Raw genomic sequence first — 17,422 nt, 5'->3', positions numbered from 1 at the left:
GACGTAGAAAGGTGAATTAATAAAGGTGTTTAAATGAGTAAGAAGAAAGCTGAGAAGTCTGGTTATAAAAAGACTGGTTACTCCAAGATTGAAATTATATTGATGTTATTCCTACAAAGCATGAAAGCTGACGTAGAGGATTATTGCGATTTAGAAACAGTATCGGACGAACATACGTTTGTCACAAAAACTGGTGCAATGATTACGATCATCGAATATAAGGGGATTAAGAGTTTAATTAGTGGTGATGCATTCAGCCGTCAAATTGGTTTGATGACGAGCAACATGCGTAACTACTTCAAAGACCGTGGACATACGATTCATCTAGCGTTCAAAGTAGACCATGAGACGCCATACGCGATTCATGACTTGAACCCCATGCAAAAGGCGACCACGGCGCGTTGTGCGATGAATCTAGACATCATCATTGATGAAATGACAGAAACCATTTCAGGCGGTGTATTTAACGAAAGCTGTTATATCGCTTTAATCTCTGAGCCAACCTTACTATCGCCAATCGATAAAGCTCAAGACTCAAAAAACCGTAAAAAGCTACTGTCGCAAATTACAATGCCAAGTACGGTCAATGCTCAAGACATGCTTAAATCATCGGACAGCTTATACGTACACCATGAGTCTTTTGTCTCACAATTCTTAAACTCACTCTCAACTGAAGAATTTCCAGCAATCTATGAAGTATTGAATGTTGTTGAAGCTGGTCTAACGATTAAAAAACAAATTGCCTCACATTCAACTTCAGATGACTTCACCTTGTCTGTGCCGATGTTGAATACACGCTTACCGATGCGTTGGAAAGAAATACCATCAGAACATGATGCGTCACACGTTTTGTATCAACCGATCTCAGAACAACTCATGACGAATGCGATCTTACCTGGTACAAGTCAAGGTTCATTCTATCCAGTGGGAAGTGTTATCACTGACGGCGTAGTATATGCGCCATTGATGGTAGATATATATCCAGCTAAGACGAATACGTTTGAAACGCTATTCCGCTTACTACACCAGGCCAAAACGCACGACACTAACGGTAACATCCGTTCTATCCCATATGCGGTGAGTTACTGTATTACTGGTGATGGTATGGCTGGAACCATGATGAAACGCACGTTATCAAGCGTTATTCACTTTATGACGGCACAAAACAAAGCCATTCGTAATGCTGGTAACATTTTGATGGCCACTAAAAATGACCTAGATCAAGTAGACACTGTTGCTGGTCTGCAAATGACCATGATGACATGGGCACCGAATACCGAAGATGGTGTAAACATTCTTGTAGGACGGCGCCAAAAGCTTTGGAAGAGTTTTGAAGCGTGGGGCGGTGCAAAAGTCATGGAACAGGCTGGCGATCCTATTTTGACTTGGGCATCACATATACCGGGCTTGATGGTACGTAATCACGCACCTATTTCACCAGCACCGTTGTTTGATGTGTTCTACATGTTACCGCTGACACGTATTAACTCACCATTCCATAAAGGGCATCAGCTCAACAAAACCTTAGACGGTAAACTGATTATTCTTGATTCGTTCTCAAATGAAGTGACTGTATGGACGACTATTAACATTGGTAAACCGGGTACGGGTAAATCGGTCACAATGAACAAAGGCATGCTTGAGGACATCATGATGCCTGGTAACGAACGTATCCCGTTGACCTATATTGTCGATGTGGGTGAGTCAAGCCGTGGGTTAGTAGAAACAGTGCAAGATTCATTGCCTGAAGAGCTACGTCACTATGCCATCTATAAGCGTATTAAAAACTCAAAAGAAGAAGCGATTAATCCGCTTGAATTCAGTATGGGCTTACGCTACCCGTTGAACTACGAAATGCGTCAAATGACAGCGTTTTTAAGTTCATTGGTAACACCGCCTGAATTGAAAGGGCAACCAGCCAAAAACACTTCTGACGTTATTGGTGCGGTCCTACGCCGTACATTCTATTTTGCTGATGATACGAATGCTGATCATAAAGCACGTAAGTACATGCGCTTTGCAGATCCAGAACTAGATCGCATCATGGAAAAACACGGACTGATTGAGCCACATTCTGAACAAGGTAAGGATATTTCTTATTACGCTCTACGTGATCTTTTCCATTCAATGAATGAGATCCGTGGACGCACGTTGGCTCACCGTTACGCAATGCCGACTATTGGCGATATGATTGAAACACTTTCTGATTCATCAATTTTAGATGTTTGGAGTGATGTTCATATTGATAATGAACGAGCACTGGACTTTTTGGCGCATCAGATTATGGCTGCACAAAATACCTATCCAGCATTCTTCTATCACACCAACTTTGACATTGGTAACGCTCGTGTAGCTTCTATCGACTTAAACGAAGTTGCGACATCATCAGATCCTAAAACTACATCGCTATTCTTCCAGATTGTACGGATGTTCATTAAACGTAAGTTCGCCGTGAGCCGTGACGATATTCCAAAATTCCCACAAGCTTATCGTGAATATGCAACCCAACTGATTAATGAGCTTCTTGAAGACCGCAAAATTATGTCTTATGACGAATTGCACGTTGCGAAAGGCGATCCAATCCTATTAGAAGAATTGGCTGAAGACGCACGTACATTGCGTAAATGGGGTGCTCGTCTTAACTTGGCATCTCACAAAGTAGAAGACTTTAAAGACTTGGTGGGCTTTGCTACGGCGTATGTGATTGTCGATCCTGGTACACGCGAATCTCGTGAAGCTATTCGTGACAGCATCGGTCTAACTCAACTAGAAATGGATGCGCTTGGTTCAGGTAACGTAGGTTTCTCAGATCAAGGCTTAACGTACTTCAGTAAAATTAAACTCGAAAAAATGGAATGTTCGGGCTTATATACCGTTTCACTTGGTCCAATCCTTTTATGGTCACTCAGTACACATCCCGATGAACGTGCGCTCCGTAACTACACGTATGACCTTATCGGTGAACGTGGTAAGGCGTTGAAGGTCCTTGCACAATTCTATCCAAAAGGTGCGAAGAACCAGATTAAGACACGGCGTACCATGATTGAGAAAAATGCCAAAAATAAAGGCACGGACTTTGACGAAAACAAAGCAACTGCTTCAGTGATTTCTACCATGGCACAAGAGATGGTTGTTGAATATCAACGCTATGAACTTGAGCAAAACATGAAGAAAAAATTACTGAACCAACGTAAGTCTGAAGCTGTTTCTTCTTAACTCCAATCAGCTATATAGATTTGCGTTAATTGGTATATACATTGAAGTGCTTGGATATGGGTAAGGTCGTTAAACAACGACTTTGCCTATTATCCTGAAGATAAAAGAGTAGGTCGCAAAGTATGGCTTCTACACAAAAATACGGCACACAAACAAAGTTCAGACCTAGTTCGCTTAAGCGTGATACACGATCAGGCTTAGAGAAAATCCATTTAAAACTTACAGCGCCAGACGGCGCTAATTATTTGGTTGGCGTTCTTGGTGCTATTGCAGTTATTTTGTTTGTTGTTCCGTTTGGCGGTGAGATATTTATAGGGATCGCGTATTACCTATTAAAACGCTACACACATCCGAATGATTACTTTTTTGAGTGGCCATTCCGTGCGCCGTTGCATTCAAACTCACTGGATGCGTCAACTGACATTACATCACGCGTAAAAGATGACGTACTGGACAATCCAAAAGCCTTTTTGGAATACGCACGTACCAATCGCGATAAGCTACAAGGTGAGGGTGTGACTTACCTTGGTCGTTGCCGTGAAACTGGTCTACCTGTTTATGCATCCAACTCCGATGACCGTACACATCAAATTGTGTTAGGTACTACGGGTTCGGGTAAAACAGAATACATGCTAGGTAACTGTGCCAACCAGTACGTACAAAACTCAGGTTATATCTTTGTAGACGCAAAAGGTGATACCAAGGCTCAACAAGACCACTATCGTTTATGTAACCGCTTTGGGCGTAATGAGGATCTATTAACGATCAACTTCATTACCTCAGGTCGTAACATGCTACGTGCACAAACCGACAAGATGACCAACTCAATGAACCAAATGAGCAACACCAGCTCAGGGATGTTGATTGAATTCTTGATCAACTTGCTTGATGACTCAGGCGGTGGCGGTGGTGACATGTGGAAAGGTCGTGCGATGGCCTTTATCGCTGCACTTACACGAGTTTTGGTCTATCTACGTGACAATGGCTTCATTCAGCTTTCACCAAAAGTATTCACGCAATACATGGAACTTGAAGCACTTGAAGAATTGGTATTTTGTCATAACGATAAATACGGGATTGACTTTGAACGTGTGGCTGAACAGCTTCAAGGCTACCTCGTTTCATTACCTGGTTATTCAAGCAACCCTAAAAAGTTAAAGAAACAAGAAACCAAAACCCGTGAGCAACACGGTTATATCACCATGCAGTTAACCAAGGCGATTAACGACTTGACGTTTAACTATGGTCACATCTTTGGTGTAGAGCATGGCGGTGATATTGATATTTTTGACGTTGTACTTAACCGCCGTATCTTAACTGTGCCATTACCAGCTCTTGAGCGTTCACCAGACTCACTCAAAATGCTCGGAAAATTAATCATTGGCTCAATTAAACAAATGATGGCTGGTTCCCTTGGTAACAAAATGGAAGGTTTACGCCGTGCCATTATTGACGCACGACCAACCAACGCCACTACTTCATTTAAGCTATTTTTGGACGAATGGGGCTACATCGTTATTGTCGGTGCTTCGGTTTTACCAGCTCAGGCACGTTCGCTTAACTTCTCTATTACGTTCGGTGCTCAAACATTTGAAGATATTGAACGTGGATCTAAAGAGGAAGCAGCTGCTACATGGGGTAACACGACCGTTAAAGCCATTGGACGTACTACTTCGGGTGCTGAAAGTACAACATACAAATTGGTTGATGGTTTTGCTGGTGAAGAGTGGCAAGGTAAAGTTAACTCAATCAATATGTATCAAGGTCTAGTATTCAACCGTTCGGTACCACAAACAGAAGTCCAGTTCGCCAAAGAAAAACGTGTGACAATTGAACAAATTGCCGGACAGCACAACGGCGAATTTACTTTGCTCATATCAACTAAAGGGGAAGGTGGTAAAACTTCAGACGTTAAAATCGTATCAATGTTGGCGTTCTATGTGGCTGGTGATCAACCCAAGTACTTACGCTTAAATGACCTTTGCCCAATCTTCAATATCCAAAAATCTGAAATCTACGATCCTACTTTAAAAATTGAAGACTTCATTCATGAGATTGAGGAAAAACACACGCTACTGACAGACAACAATTCATCTGCCAATGTCACGGCGCTTGGTGATTTTGAGATCTGCAGAAAGCTCAATAACACCTTGTACGAAAACAACAACACGGTAAAAGACTTTACTCAAGATTTTGTACATCAGATTCTTGAAGCAAGACGTCTTGAATCCATCACACCTGAAGGGATGGCACCTGGTCAAAGAACAGTAATGTCTTCGTCCACGGCGAAAGGTGAAATCTCCAAAGAACAAAAACACCGTGAAAGTATTGTTTCAGCACAAAAAGAAGCAAACATTAAAGACCAGATTATTGAGAAGCGAAAACAGTTCCAGTACTTCGGTAAAGATTCTGACATTTCACCTCAAGTACAAGCTGGTGCTTACAACAATGCGGATCTTGATGCTGAATTTAATATCTATGGTGAACGTATAAGCGAACCTGAACAGGCTCAACAGGAAAGTGATGTTGAAACTGTGACTCGCGCCGTTATCACACCAATGAACCTAGACAGCTACTATGATGAATTGAAAGAGATCCTAACAGGATATGACTTAACCGTTGCGCCAATTACTGAATATCAGCTTGTTCAGATACCACGCCATGTAAAACCTGAAGATCAGACACAATACATTGCGGAAAACAAAGCCAGTCTTGATCAAGCCATCTCACATAGCACTAAAAATGAAATGGAATTCGTAGAACAACAGTATGCAGCTAAGTTTGAAAAAGCTTTGATGAAAAACCCGTTCTCGCACGAATGCGTTACTTTTGAAAAATTGTTGGTGATACTTGGTTCAAAAGGTTCTTCAGCTTCATTACGATCAGGCATTACAATCAAAAAAAAGGATGACTAAACGCATCCATGTAGAAGACATAAGGCTGGTTATCCAGCCTTTAGTTTTTTTGGGTGAGCTGTTTGTACTTAATACGCCTTAATTCATCACTCGGCATGTATTGGGCTATTTCATATTCGCTCTTATACGGCGTTTCATTGAATATGGCCAATAACAACAACTGCGACAGCGGAATGGCTTCAGGCACCATCATTTCGATTAAGCGAAACTTTTCAGACGCATTCACATCAAATGCAACCAATAGCGCCGTATATGGAATGTGGCGATCTGCAAGTGATAAATCGGGGTAAATAGGTTGGTCCTAGTGCTAACGTTTGAAAGTCATACATATTCAAGCAAGAGATAGCTTTAGGTACATTGGATAGGTTCACGGCGTAAGATTCAATGTTTGAACACATATTGGCATCCAGTTTGGTTTTAACCCTAGTTTAGATGCATTTTAATATAATAACTTAGTTTTAACGTGCATATTCTTAAACATAACTAAACCACTTCTTAAAACCTTGTTTTGTTTTAGGCTTAATCGGTATATACCATTTCATAAAAAGTTTAATGAACTGTGTTTTACCCTTTACAATCCTTAATACATCAATTAAATTGCCCTTAAATCACATCCAATATACAGGATATAGGCAATGACTAAAGAACAGCTAGAAAACTTACAAACACTTGGAATGACTGACTATAAAACACGTTTACACGTTAAAGGTGTGCGAATTGTTGAAGTGCAACAGTACTCAAAGTCTGTCGATAACAACGCCGTACAACCACTTGCAACTAATACCACTCAACCGCAATTCTTAAATTAATTTTCCAAAAAAATACTTATAAGCACTTTCTGTATTAATATATCTTTATTAGTTTTAATAAAGCATTAATCAATGGAGTGCTTAAAATGTTAGACACTTTACTTTCGGTATTTTCAGCAAAACATAAGCTTTATAAGAATCTCAAGTTAAAACCCTTTATTGATACCCGTTTAGTCAATTCTGACAGCATCGCCATGACCGATGTTTTCCCTTTTCATCAAATCAAAGATTCTCTTTGTATGACTGGTATATCTCCTACTAATTTTGTACCAGGCAAAAACATTGTTTTGAATCCACATGCCAAAGATAACGATTCCATCAGCTACCTTGGTCAAGATACGCAAAATCATAAGCCGTTCTACATCTCTACCTTTGCTGAAGAATTGGCTGAAGTATTTAACCCGATTTTTGCAGAAATCATTCATCTTGAAACACCATGCTTACTTGACCTATCTGAAATTGGGGGCTTCTCAAATTCCAAGTCGGATTTAAGCCAGTACCGTAGCATTGATGATTTTGTAAAAAACGCATGCCCTGATTACATTAGTGATGTGAGTATGGAAAATTTAGATCGAATGTTGTTATGGCCAGAAATCCGTTTATTGAACTCTCCAGATACAACCACTGATCAATTTTTTATCTATGGCTGGAGTCCTAAGATTTTTGTTCAAAATGCTGGTGGATCACATCACATGGCTGCTGCACATTACTTGGCTAAGAAACTGAGCCAATGTGTGCCGATTCAAGGCAAAGTAAGTTTGAATCTAATCTCAAATAAAGCACTTCAAAACTTTGATTCAAAATACGCTGCGTTCGCCGTACCAGATGATGCATTGATTGATATGGGGAATGATTTATCAGAATCAGGGCTTGAATATCAGCTGGTGTTTTTCCGTGAACGTGAAGTTAATTTTATCTTCTTCAAAAAGAATGATCAGAATGCCCGTGTTATTTCGCTATTCAACAATCTGCATGCTTCATTGAATGGTGCATTAAAGACGGCGGTTCAAGCGCAATTCAAAAATGAAGCACTACTCACCATCATGAGTGCTAACCTCTCTGATACATCAAAAGATCAATTTTTTAGCACACGCCCTCACTTGGCTGAGATCTACAATCACGTTCAAAACGAAGTTTGTTTGAGTGGTCCTAAACCGACTAGCCCGACAATCTAAGGGGTAGGGAATATGGATCACCAATCATCAACTACACCACATGCACTCATTCTCGGTCTGACACTTGAACAGGCCATTTCTGTTTTAGCAAAGAAACCCGTTGATGCTACCCACTACAACTATCTTGAAGATGACGAGTACAACACCTACGTCATGATGAAACCTGAGTGGACTAGTCTCAACAAACATGCCTACCTACATGTAGATGGCTTAACCCATGAGCGTAAATGGATGTTTATGCCGAATGCTTCAGGTGAGTACAACTTGCTAGAGGGCTGTATTGACCTGTTTGAACTTAACCAGGCCATCGAACAGCAATATCTTGTGTTTGAACAATTCCTGAATAGCCACGGCGCACCGTTCCGCAAAGTTGGTGAGAAGTTTTCTTTTGTCACTCAACTTCTCTTTGATGCATGGGTGATAGATCCAGAACGTGCGATTCAAAAACTTCATGAGATGAAGGAAACAAAAATCTCATTACAAGTGCCTTTGCTTCATGGGGATAGTCAGCATGATTGATACGCAAAATACTAATGAAAACATTGCTTCAGAAATTGAAGCTCGTAGCGCTTTTGAAAATAGATACGGCGTGGTCGGTAGTCTGTTGGCCAGTGGCAATTATTCTTCTTGGGTGCATCAGGCGAAATGGGAAGCTTTTCGTGATGGTTGGATGCAAAGTGAAGTAGAAACTAAAAAATCTATCTATCAAATGCAAACACCAGCCATCAGCGATGACCAATTGGAAGTGGAAAAATTACTGCAGTTGCTCGATGACTTTTGGAATAAGAAATGGGGCGATTGGAAATCATCTGCAGATATGGTGGCGCAAGGTGAGGCAAATGCCTATGAACATGCGAGAGGATTGCTTGAAACGGCGATAAAACAAGATGAAGCCACATGCCAGTGGTTACGCAATCAATTGGCAACGATTCAAACTGAATTGGATGCTTTTATCACATTCGTTAATGAACACCTTGTTTACCATGAAAGTGATGGTCCAGATTTAATGTCGAAGATCCAGAAGCTCAAACATTTGATAAAGGTTAAACCATGATTACGGTTCAAATAGAGATGTGTGGCTTTGGGATTAAACGGCGTTGGGAGTTTGGAGATCCGCGCCGTGCGCCAATTACAGTTTTAGAAATGGGCTTCATTAAGGTTTGTAAAATGCGTGGTGATAGCAAACTGGTTGAGTTCATGAGGGGTTATGCAGACGACAAAGAATTCAACTGGCATCCCAAAGTTCGCATTGCACGTAGAAAAGCAGAACGTAAAGCCTATTCGTACTATGACAACCACTACAAACAGCAGATTAGAGAACTTTTCGATCGCCAAAATGTAGACCGTCAAAAACAATATGAATTGGAACGCCAAAACAAAGCGTTATTGGCTGTTATTGAACTTAAAAAAGAACAATCGTAGGTATATACCATGACGGGAATTGAATATTTTCAGAAGTATGGCTGGAGTCACGCCGTCCAGTCCGTTAGTCGAATTCCAAGTGAATACAACGAATATTCACCAGATCTCAAAACTGTTGTTGTAAACGGCAACTTTCGTTATGCGATGGCTGCGGAAATCAGCAAAAAGAAAACTGAAGTCTATGTTACTGAGCTCAAACAAATCATTGAGAGTGAAAAGCTACTAGAAGACTTCTTTAACTTGAATCTGGTTGGTATAGAAAAAGGCTTAAGTAATGCTAAGCGTGAAATGCAAGACATGGAAGAACAGGGGATTGTTGAATTCAACCATCGTTTTGATGACGACCTGACTTGCACCACGGAACGCATGAAACTTGCCATCGCTCAAATAGACCATCTTTATCAAAACAACATTACAAAAAGTGAGTAATGCCCATGTTAGAAATGTTCCAAAATCAAACCATGCGATATATCTCTATTGCCATTGGCGTGATTAGTATCTTTATATTCCTATACCTACTTAAACTCGGTGAGGGGCTTGTCATTAGCCTTATGGTTGCTGTGTTCATATGTGGTTTGAGTTTATTCAAACTGAAAAACTACTATGAAAAAAATAACCCATACATCAATGCAGAACACCTTGCTTGGCTGTATGGTGAATTGCAAGAATATGACCAGGATCTATTCACAACTGTCAGCAATCTGACCAAGAGTACTGGACGTTTAGAATTGAGCCAGCTTAAATCAATCCGTAACCGCTATGCTTCTTCCATGAACGAAACTCAACTACAAGCATTGGCCAGTGAACATACTGAAGAAAGCAAATATCGCTTAGACCAGTACAACTACTCAATTTATGTGATGGATGAAATCATTAATCAATATTAATGGCTGTAATCTAATGGTGAGAAATATGAGTCAGCAAAAACAAATTAAGCAAAAAGTGAAGCTTTTAAATATATCCCCTCTATCCGCTTTTTTTGGATTTTAATGTCTGAACTCTCAGTCGTTTATGCGTTTTATTCGCCCTTATATGATGAATTATCGGGTGCCAACCTGATCATCATTCTTCATGCAATCTCTATTAACATCGCCGTGTTATATATCTGCTATACGCGGTATCAAATGTATAAAGAGCTACAAAACTATTGAAAGGTTTATAAAATGAACACAACTCTACCTATTCTTATTCATAGCGTTATTGGTGGTATTGGTGAACATCCAGATGCTAAAAAACGAAGCTTAGGATACGGCGCTATCATGCTGTATATACCGATTGAACATATGGTCGGTTCAGGTGTACTTAAGCTGATGATTGATGTGAATACACTGTCGATCTATGCGTCTGAAAATCCTAATTACCTAAAACAACCACATACCATCAATGAAGCTTCTCACTTGTGGAATGCATTGCGCTTTGACAGTGCTTCTAAAGCCAGTCGGAAGGTCATTCATGATAATGGGTATGTTGAGTGTTTGTTTTCCATTCCTATGAAGGTTCTTGAGCCATTTATGGGTGCTGAATTGATTCAAAACGAATTAGGACTTCCATACATGGCCATCGATCAAAGTGACAAGTCGAAATGCATGCCGATTTGGTATGATGTCAGTAAATCGACCAATCAATTTATTGATGGCAACTACAACGATTATCCTGGTGTGCAGCCAACTTAAATTTTTAAGAAAAGTTTTTAGCTTTGATGATTTGTTAATTATTTATATCGACCACATTGGCGATGATGAAGAGAACAGACTCAATATGGCCCGTTTAATGGGCCACATTTATTTTTATAGATTAGGGATGCTAACTGCGTGAAAACAAAAATCATTTTAAACATCATTTTGTGGACCTTAACCGTCCTAACTTGTTATGCGTGGATTGCCTTTACGTTTATTGAACCAGTTGGCTACACCATGACTTTTCTTGTTATTTTAATATTGATGACAGTAGTGCTCAGCTGGTGCTTGGCAACACCTTATATTAAGACCAAAGACCGAACCAAGCGACTAGACGAAAACTTTAAGCTACTTATGCTCTCTGTTGCTGTTGTTCCACTCCTAATGTTTCTACTGTCATATGGTTTTATATGGTGTTTCAAAACGCTAGAAAAGAAACAGTTCAACCATGACCATATTGCTGCGATGGTACCGGGTAGTAACTTCAATCAACTACAAAAGTTTGCCAAGGAAAACTACAACGCGCCACTTGTGTTAGGTGACTTTAACGAAAGTTGGGCTTTAACTTCCTTAGATATACCGCAAGCTTCTCCAGCTTCATTAAGATCTAGTACAGGATATTGCCTGGTGAATATGTCTAAAACCAGCATGAACACCATGTATAAAGAAGCAAAAACCGATGTAAGCTACAACGATTGGGAAATGCTGATATTAGCGCACGAGTTATCTCACTGTTTAGATCGTGCGACCGATGTGCCTGGTGAACTTGGCCAGCCACTTAAAGCATTAAATTCAATTGCGCCGTCTGATCGGTCCAAAGTAAAGATGGATGATGTATCTACCTTTGTAACGGCTGAAAGTAGCGGTAAAACGCAACTATGGCGAGAATCTTATGCGGATCTGTTTGCGGTAGGTTTTATGTCACTTGATCCAAAATACGATACTGCAGCGTTAAGAGAAAGCCTGATTAAATTACGTGAAAAACGTAAGGCACAAGATCCAACCCATAATTCGGTGTGTTGGTTGCAGTATTCTAAGAGTCAGCCTTTCCCACAAAAAGGTTCGGATGTTTATTCTTGGGCAAATAACATCAGAATTAAAGCGCCGTGCGAGTTGAAATAACTTGTCTTCAGACAAATTAAAAGCCCGAATTTCGGGCATCTTTTATACCAGCTAATTAACAATAAAAGCCAGGGCTTATAGTTGGTGCAGACATATCATCATAGATGCAATCTATACTGACTGCAGGTTTATCAATGTGGCTAAATAAGCTTGGATTGACCAATTGATTTGTTAGCTTAGATTTTTCTATACTAAAGCCAACCAGTTCAACTTCACAATCACACACGTAATGGAATTTTGCCTTACCGTACAACACAAATACATTAGGTGACTTCTCATACATCTTGAAGTACTCGGCTTGAGTTTGTGACAATGGAACCTCCAGCACCACAAAGCCATTTGGTACGACAAAAACTGCAGATCCATCTTTTACTGAGTAAACGATGGCTTGAACATCAGAAGCACGTTCAAAACCCACACTTTTTTTTATCATTTAGATTACCTTTTTATTTTGTAATATTCGCCTCGAGCGCAGCGTTTCGTACATCAGCTAGGTTTAACCAATGGCGGTGCTCAGCTTTAGTTTTTTCAATTTTGTGTGGTGTTCTTGGGTATTCCCAACTCCAGTAATGCTTTTTATAAATCTCCTTATCTTTCACAAGATACGCCTGTATAGATTGACTATCCTCATTAGTTGCATAGCCAACGCCAAAGTAAATATCTAAACCTTGCTTTAGTGCAGTTTGATAATCGGCTTCAAATTGAATAACAAGGGATTCAATCCTAGCTTCATGAGAAAAGATACTAGATAGTTTTAACATCACACGGCTCCAAGTTTAAGGCAATATGCCTCGAGATAAAACCATTATAACGGTCAAAATCCACTAAATTAGTTTATTTAAAAAAATTTCATTAAAGTTAAACCCTTGAAGATTAAAACATACGGCGAAAAACTTAGGTTTTTTATTCAATATTAATCAGACTTACTCAAATTTAGTCTAGATGAACTGGTATTTTTAAAATTAAGGCTGCTTCGCGTTCCCATTTGTGAACAGATTCTCATTTTTGAGAATGAATTATATTTCATTTTTTGACTGACACTGGAACAATTAGCCATAGACGAGTAGGGGGTGGGTAAAGCCATATACCACATTTAAGAAATAACGCCGTAGTGGTGTTAATTCATTGTTAATTGAATATGGTTTGAATTAAGGCTTGATGGAAATGCATTAGTAGAATTATGGGTGCTGAATTATCAAAATTAAGTTTTGGATTATTTTAATCAATTAAAAAAACATCGTTTGCGTTTATAAAGCCAGCAGTTGATCAATTAGCTGATCAACGCAAGGGTATTAACCTTTTTTATGGTTTAAATACTTTTGAGTACGTTCTAATAATTTCGGGATGGTTTTTTCTGCTTCTTCTTGGGTGAGATGCAAACCATAAAATTTATTAGTTGTTCCGTAGCTTTCATTAAGTACTGAATAGGGAATATATAAGGTGTACATGTCTTGTTCTACTGAGTACAACGTGATGAAGTCAGTCGTATATGAAAACTTGCCATTTTCGCTCTCTAGCTTGATTTGTTGGTGTTTAACGAGCTTGAGTGGTGAAATGCAGTCACCGCCATAGATCGCAACTGTGCCACGCTCTTTGTACAGCTTAATGAGTTTTTTGGTGCATTTTAACGGCTTGCCGTGTTTGTCCAATTTTGGTTGGTTGCGAACAAAGATGTTATAGCGAAGATTCGAGTCACCAAGCATCCCGCTTGTTGTTTCACTGATGGTCAATTGGCGTTTAGACTTCTTATAAAACTCTAATAAGCGTTGCTGTAAATTGAACTGTGAAACACCGCATTCGATGTCAAAATCTAGACTTTTAAAAGCGTTTTTATTACTGTTGTTTCCAAAGTAACAAACTGCATCGTTAAACATTTGCGTTAAGTTTGCAAAAATTAAGAGAAAGTCGTTTTGTGGGTACGGACGTTTTTGATACATGCACCCAAACTCACTGTCTGACAACTTATAAAAATAGGTGCGAACGCCAGTATAACTGCAAAGTGAATCATAAATGCGTGTGCCTTTAATTTGAATCTGAGTAACATAGCTAGATGAAAATTCAGGGGTAGCCCAAAGCATAGGGCTGAACAGGATGTCTTTCACTAATCCATTGTCGTATGCACGGTCGCCAACGCGACTCTTTTGGTTAATGCGGTCGTTTTGGGTGTAAACATGGATGTTCTTCAGCTCCAACGTTTCACGTTTGAACACGGTCTTTTCAGCGGTAGCAGTAGCGGTCGTCATGGTGAAGTTCCTTATCGGCTTAAATACGTGTGTGCAAAAATTGCTTGCATGGTTTTAAAAATTTGGTCTGTTTCAAAGTAGTCAGAAATTTGCTCTTGGAATGGGCTTTGATGGTTGCGAACCAACGTGCGAATCGCAGAACTATTTAAGGTGTCTGAGTTGGTAAAACCATTTTTTAGTACTTTGATCTCAAAATATGGGCTAGTGGATGCAATCACACTGACAATAATGTTGCCGTCTTGGTCTGTCTTAACTGACAAATCAGCAATTGGGCTTAGCTCATGGCGTAAAAAATACATATTGTCGGGGTTATAGATTGCTTTAAATCTGATTCCGTCTTGGCATATAGCGCAAAACAGTTCATTCACCGACTCAGCAGTAAAGATCGCCCCAAACGTCACAACAACAGGCCCGACATTTTTTTGCTGTTTTTCATCATGTTTGATGGTTAGCTCGCAATGCGCTGTAATTAGGTTTTGCATGGTTTATATCCTCAAATGTGATTCAGTGGCATACGCACGTTATCCGTGCGTATGGGTGAATTGAATTAAGAAAGTTCGCGTGACCAACAATCTTCTATACGGTCGTATGCGTAGCCGTTTTGAGCCATTAACGTGCAAATGTCTTCAAGGTTTTTGCCAAAGATATTTACTGAGGTAACTTGGTCGAGTACTGATGTATGACCAAAGTTTTCTTTTAATGTTGCAACGTAGATTTCAACGTCCATGAAGAAGAAATTTGTTTTATCAGCCAATGTCGGCATGTGCTGTTGAAATTGAAGTTGAGCATAGTCACTATCCGCTTGAAGATCCGCAAGGGTTAAATCACAGTTGTTGTCGATGTAATCTGAGATTTCATCAAACAATGTTTCCATGTGAGCACCGCTAAAAGTTTTAGGGAAACCGATGTATAAAGTGCCTTGTAACTGTACTGATTGAGCGTTTAAATTTGACATGCTGTTCACTCCAAGTTTTAAGCTTTCTGCTTTTGATAGTTTCATTTTATGGGAAAACACAACCTGGCAAACTTTTCTCGAAAAATAAGATTTTCAATCTTTTTTAATCAATTAAAAAACATCGCTTGCGTACTAATATGATTTTTCTATTAGCCGTATCGCCGTAATGCATTAAGAATAATTTAACGAGCAATTAGTTAATTAATTAAGTTTAATTAAATTGTTAAGTTTTAAAACATATGAAGATGAACCAGCTCAAGACCGTCTTGTGCTTGAAAACATCACCATTGCTGAAGCGATGAAGTTAGCTGAAAACAACGGATTCTTTAAAGCAAAGTACCAGGTGCTTAAAGTGATTCAATATTTTGATGTTGAATTGGTACTCACGGCGTCTGATGTTGAGTACTGTGCTGAATTACACCAGTTTAGAGGTGGCTATAACGTGACGGTGCTTGCTGATACACCTGAACAAGATCTTATTGCAATTCTCAATTCATTGGGGATATTGAATTAGAGCCATCTCGTGATAAGAGAATGCAGCTCCGAAAAATGGAGTCTAAATTTAAATCTGCCTTTAAGGGATATGATTGATATACGCTGAATTATCAGGAGACTTTCCCTTGGGAGATTCTAGGCAGCCAACTTATAAAAGTCTTCGGCCATTTGATTTGGTGTCTTAAAACCCAAACCCTTTTGAATTCTTCGATGATTATAAAATAATTCAATGTATTTTATAATATCTGCTTTGGCTTCTTCTCTGGTTTGATAGTTGTAATGATGCACTAACTCATTTTTCAGTATTCCCCAAAAGCTTTCAATCGGTGCATTATCGTAACAGTCTCCGCGCTTGCTCATTGAACCTTGAAAACCATATTGCTCAAGTATATTTCGATATTCATGGCTGCAATATTGACTTCCTCTGTCTGAATGCACAATCAGTTCTTTGGTTGGTTTTTGATTGTGAATAGCCATATTTAGCGCATTACAAACAAGCTGTGCTGTCATGCGCTCATTTAAGCTATAGCCAACCACTTGTTTCGTGTAAAGGTCTTTTACCGCTGCTAAGTACAGCCATCCTTCAACAGTCCATATGTACGTAATATCACTTGACCATGCTTGATTTGGTCTAGTCATTGAGAATTGTTGCTCCAGCAGGTTTTCATAGATCGCTCGATTATGGTCACTATTCGTAGTCCTTTTAAAACGCTTGTGTCGCTTACAATACAGGTGGTTCAGCGCTTTTATCTGACGTACAGCGTACATACTCATTTTTATGCCCTGAGCTTGTAAGTATTTGGTTAATCGAATATAACCATAGCTCTGCCTTGTCTCCTCATGGGCTATTTTCACCAATATCGTCTGTTGATTTCGTTGAATCGTTCTTTTGCTCACGCCTCTCTTGAGCCAATCATAAAAACATGAAACTGAAACATGAAGTAATCGAGCCATTAAGGTAATTGGAAAAGAATATCTTTTTTGTTTCATATAGGCGTACCTTACTGACTTTCTTTGGCAAAGTACGCTGCTGCCTTTTTTAAAAATTCACGTTCCATTTCAGCTATTTTGAGCTGTTGTTTGAGTTTTTTATTTTCTTCGAGTAGAGCGTTTAGATCAGGTGAATACTGTTTTGTACCTGCTAAAGTTCCAGCCTTTGCTTTGGTATTCCAATTTGAAAGAGTTTGCATTGAAATGCTAAGTTGTCTAGCTGTTTCCGAGATATTGCCTTGATTGGCTTCAATTAATTTGATGGCTTCAGCTTTAAATTCTGTGGTGTAAGTCTTGTGTTTCTTGCTCATGGTAAACTCCTGATGAGTGTGTTTAGTTTACCAAGTTAAAACCTCCTGTTTTTTCAGCACACATCATTATATAACTCAAACTACTGGTGTAAT

At 39.4% G+C, this 17,422-nt stretch carries 19 protein-coding genes; 12 read left to right on the top strand and 7 right to left on the bottom strand.

All coding sequences use genetic code 11. The annotated features are described in order from the left end of the window. The first annotated feature begins 33 nt into the window (after positions 1 to 33). Together ACWQ4X_RS07280 and ACWQ4X_RS07275 are read left to right on the top strand one after the other, a co-directional pair. Positions 34 to 3,216 (top strand): hypothetical protein, encoded by a 3,183-nt coding sequence (locus tag ACWQ4X_RS07280; protein ID WP_457903225.1) that lies wholly within the window; start codon positions 34 to 36, stop codon positions 3,214 to 3,216. Between the two features lie 122 nt (positions 3,217 to 3,338). Then, the gene (locus ACWQ4X_RS07275) at positions 3,339 to 6,131 is read left to right on the top strand and encodes a type IV secretion protein DotL (RefSeq protein ID WP_042892356.1); all 2,793 of its coding nucleotides are present in this window, start codon (positions 3,339 to 3,341) and stop codon (positions 6,129 to 6,131) included. Between the two features lie 40 nt (positions 6,132 to 6,171). Here the strand turns inward: ACWQ4X_RS07275 and ACWQ4X_RS07270 are convergent, their stop codons facing one another. Then, the gene (locus ACWQ4X_RS07270) at positions 6,172 to 6,357 is read right to left on the bottom strand and encodes a hypothetical protein (protein ID WP_058952567.1); all 186 of its coding nucleotides are present in this window, start codon (positions 6,355 to 6,357) and stop codon (positions 6,172 to 6,174) included. Positions 6,358 to 6,766: 409 nt separating this feature from the next. Between ACWQ4X_RS07270 and ACWQ4X_RS07265 the strand changes: the two genes are divergently transcribed. The 9 genes from ACWQ4X_RS07265 (at position 6,767) to ACWQ4X_RS07225 (ending at position 12,335) form a co-directional block, all read left to right on the top strand. Beyond that, positions 6,767 to 6,940: a hypothetical protein gene (locus tag ACWQ4X_RS07265; protein ID WP_005005921.1), complete on the top strand. Its 174-nt coding sequence runs from the start codon at positions 6,767 to 6,769 to the stop codon at positions 6,938 to 6,940. Positions 6,941 to 7,026: 86 nt separating this feature from the next. After that, positions 7,027 to 8,115, top strand: a complete 1,089-nt coding sequence (locus ACWQ4X_RS07260; RefSeq protein WP_042892355.1) for a DUF6685 family protein — start codon at positions 7,027 to 7,029, stop codon at positions 8,113 to 8,115. Between the two features lie 12 nt (positions 8,116 to 8,127). Then, positions 8,128 to 8,634 (top strand): hypothetical protein, encoded by a 507-nt coding sequence (locus ACWQ4X_RS07255; protein WP_005005926.1) that lies wholly within the window; start codon positions 8,128 to 8,130, stop codon positions 8,632 to 8,634. Next, a complete protein-coding gene (locus ACWQ4X_RS07250) occupies positions 8,627 to 9,169 on the top strand; it encodes a hypothetical protein (protein ID WP_005005928.1) in 543 nt (180 codons plus the stop codon). The genes ACWQ4X_RS07255 and ACWQ4X_RS07250 overlap by 8 nt, the downstream gene beginning before the upstream one ends. Continuing rightward, positions 9,166 to 9,537, top strand: coding sequence for a hypothetical protein (locus ACWQ4X_RS07245; RefSeq protein ID WP_005005929.1), 372 nt, complete (start codon positions 9,166 to 9,168; stop codon positions 9,535 to 9,537). Before ACWQ4X_RS07250 ends, ACWQ4X_RS07245 begins: the two co-directional genes overlap by 4 nt. Before the next feature lie 9 nt (positions 9,538 to 9,546). Next, on the top strand, positions 9,547 to 9,966 hold the full coding sequence (locus tag ACWQ4X_RS07240) for a hypothetical protein (RefSeq protein ID WP_000145713.1): 420 nt from the start codon (positions 9,547 to 9,549) through the stop codon (positions 9,964 to 9,966). A 5-nt stretch (positions 9,967 to 9,971) separates the two neighbouring features. Next, complete coding sequence (locus tag ACWQ4X_RS07235; RefSeq protein ID WP_005005931.1) at positions 9,972 to 10,424, top strand: hypothetical protein; 453 nt, start codon at positions 9,972 to 9,974, stop codon at positions 10,422 to 10,424. A gap of 276 nt (positions 10,425 to 10,700) precedes the next feature. Then, positions 10,701 to 11,210 (top strand): hypothetical protein, encoded by a 510-nt coding sequence (locus ACWQ4X_RS07230; protein WP_005005975.1) that lies wholly within the window; start codon positions 10,701 to 10,703, stop codon positions 11,208 to 11,210. Positions 11,211 to 11,348: 138 nt separating this feature from the next. Next, positions 11,349 to 12,335: a hypothetical protein gene (locus tag ACWQ4X_RS07225; RefSeq protein WP_024160941.1), complete on the top strand. Its 987-nt coding sequence runs from the start codon at positions 11,349 to 11,351 to the stop codon at positions 12,333 to 12,335. Positions 12,336 to 12,390: 55 nt separating this feature from the next. Here the strand turns inward: ACWQ4X_RS07225 and ACWQ4X_RS07220 are convergent, their stop codons facing one another. The 5 genes from ACWQ4X_RS07220 to ACWQ4X_RS07200 form a co-directional block, all read right to left on the bottom strand. Then, a complete protein-coding gene (locus ACWQ4X_RS07220) occupies positions 12,391 to 12,768 on the bottom strand; it encodes a hypothetical protein (protein WP_024160775.1) in 378 nt (125 codons plus the stop codon). A gap of 13 nt (positions 12,769 to 12,781) precedes the next feature. Beyond that, positions 12,782 to 13,096 (bottom strand): hypothetical protein, encoded by a 315-nt coding sequence (locus ACWQ4X_RS07215; RefSeq protein WP_024160774.1) that lies wholly within the window; start codon positions 13,094 to 13,096, stop codon positions 12,782 to 12,784. 531 nt (positions 13,097 to 13,627) lie between these two features. Continuing rightward, positions 13,628 to 14,578, bottom strand: a complete 951-nt coding sequence (locus ACWQ4X_RS07210; protein WP_457903224.1) for a hypothetical protein — start codon at positions 14,576 to 14,578, stop codon at positions 13,628 to 13,630. 11 nt (positions 14,579 to 14,589) lie between these two features. Then, entirely contained in the window at positions 14,590 to 15,060 is a 471-nt protein-coding gene (locus ACWQ4X_RS07205) for a hypothetical protein (protein ID WP_005005983.1), read from the bottom strand. Between the two features lie 65 nt (positions 15,061 to 15,125). Next, positions 15,126 to 15,533, bottom strand: coding sequence for a hypothetical protein (locus ACWQ4X_RS07200; protein WP_005005986.1), 408 nt, complete (start codon positions 15,531 to 15,533; stop codon positions 15,126 to 15,128). A 220-nt stretch (positions 15,534 to 15,753) separates the two neighbouring features. Here ACWQ4X_RS07200 and ACWQ4X_RS07195 point away from each other — a divergent pair, with 220 nt between their 5' ends. Beyond that, a complete protein-coding gene (locus tag ACWQ4X_RS07195) occupies positions 15,754 to 16,047 on the top strand; it encodes a hypothetical protein (RefSeq protein WP_457903223.1) in 294 nt (97 codons plus the stop codon). A 116-nt stretch (positions 16,048 to 16,163) separates the two neighbouring features. Here ACWQ4X_RS07195 and ACWQ4X_RS07190 read toward each other — a convergent pair. Beyond that, positions 16,164 to 17,329 (bottom strand): IS3-like element ISAba22 family transposase gene (locus ACWQ4X_RS07190; RefSeq protein WP_340475247.1). Its coding sequence is split into 2 segments (ribosomal slippage): positions 16,164 to 17,071 and positions 17,071 to 17,329, totalling 1,167 coding nucleotides; the frame shifts between segments, so codons are not numbered across the junction. Positions 17,330 to 17,422: the final 93 nt, after the last annotated feature.

The organism is Acinetobacter sp. NigerLNRRAM0016, from assembly GCF_054112845.1.
This window is presented reverse-complemented; position numbering and strand designations above follow the sequence as displayed.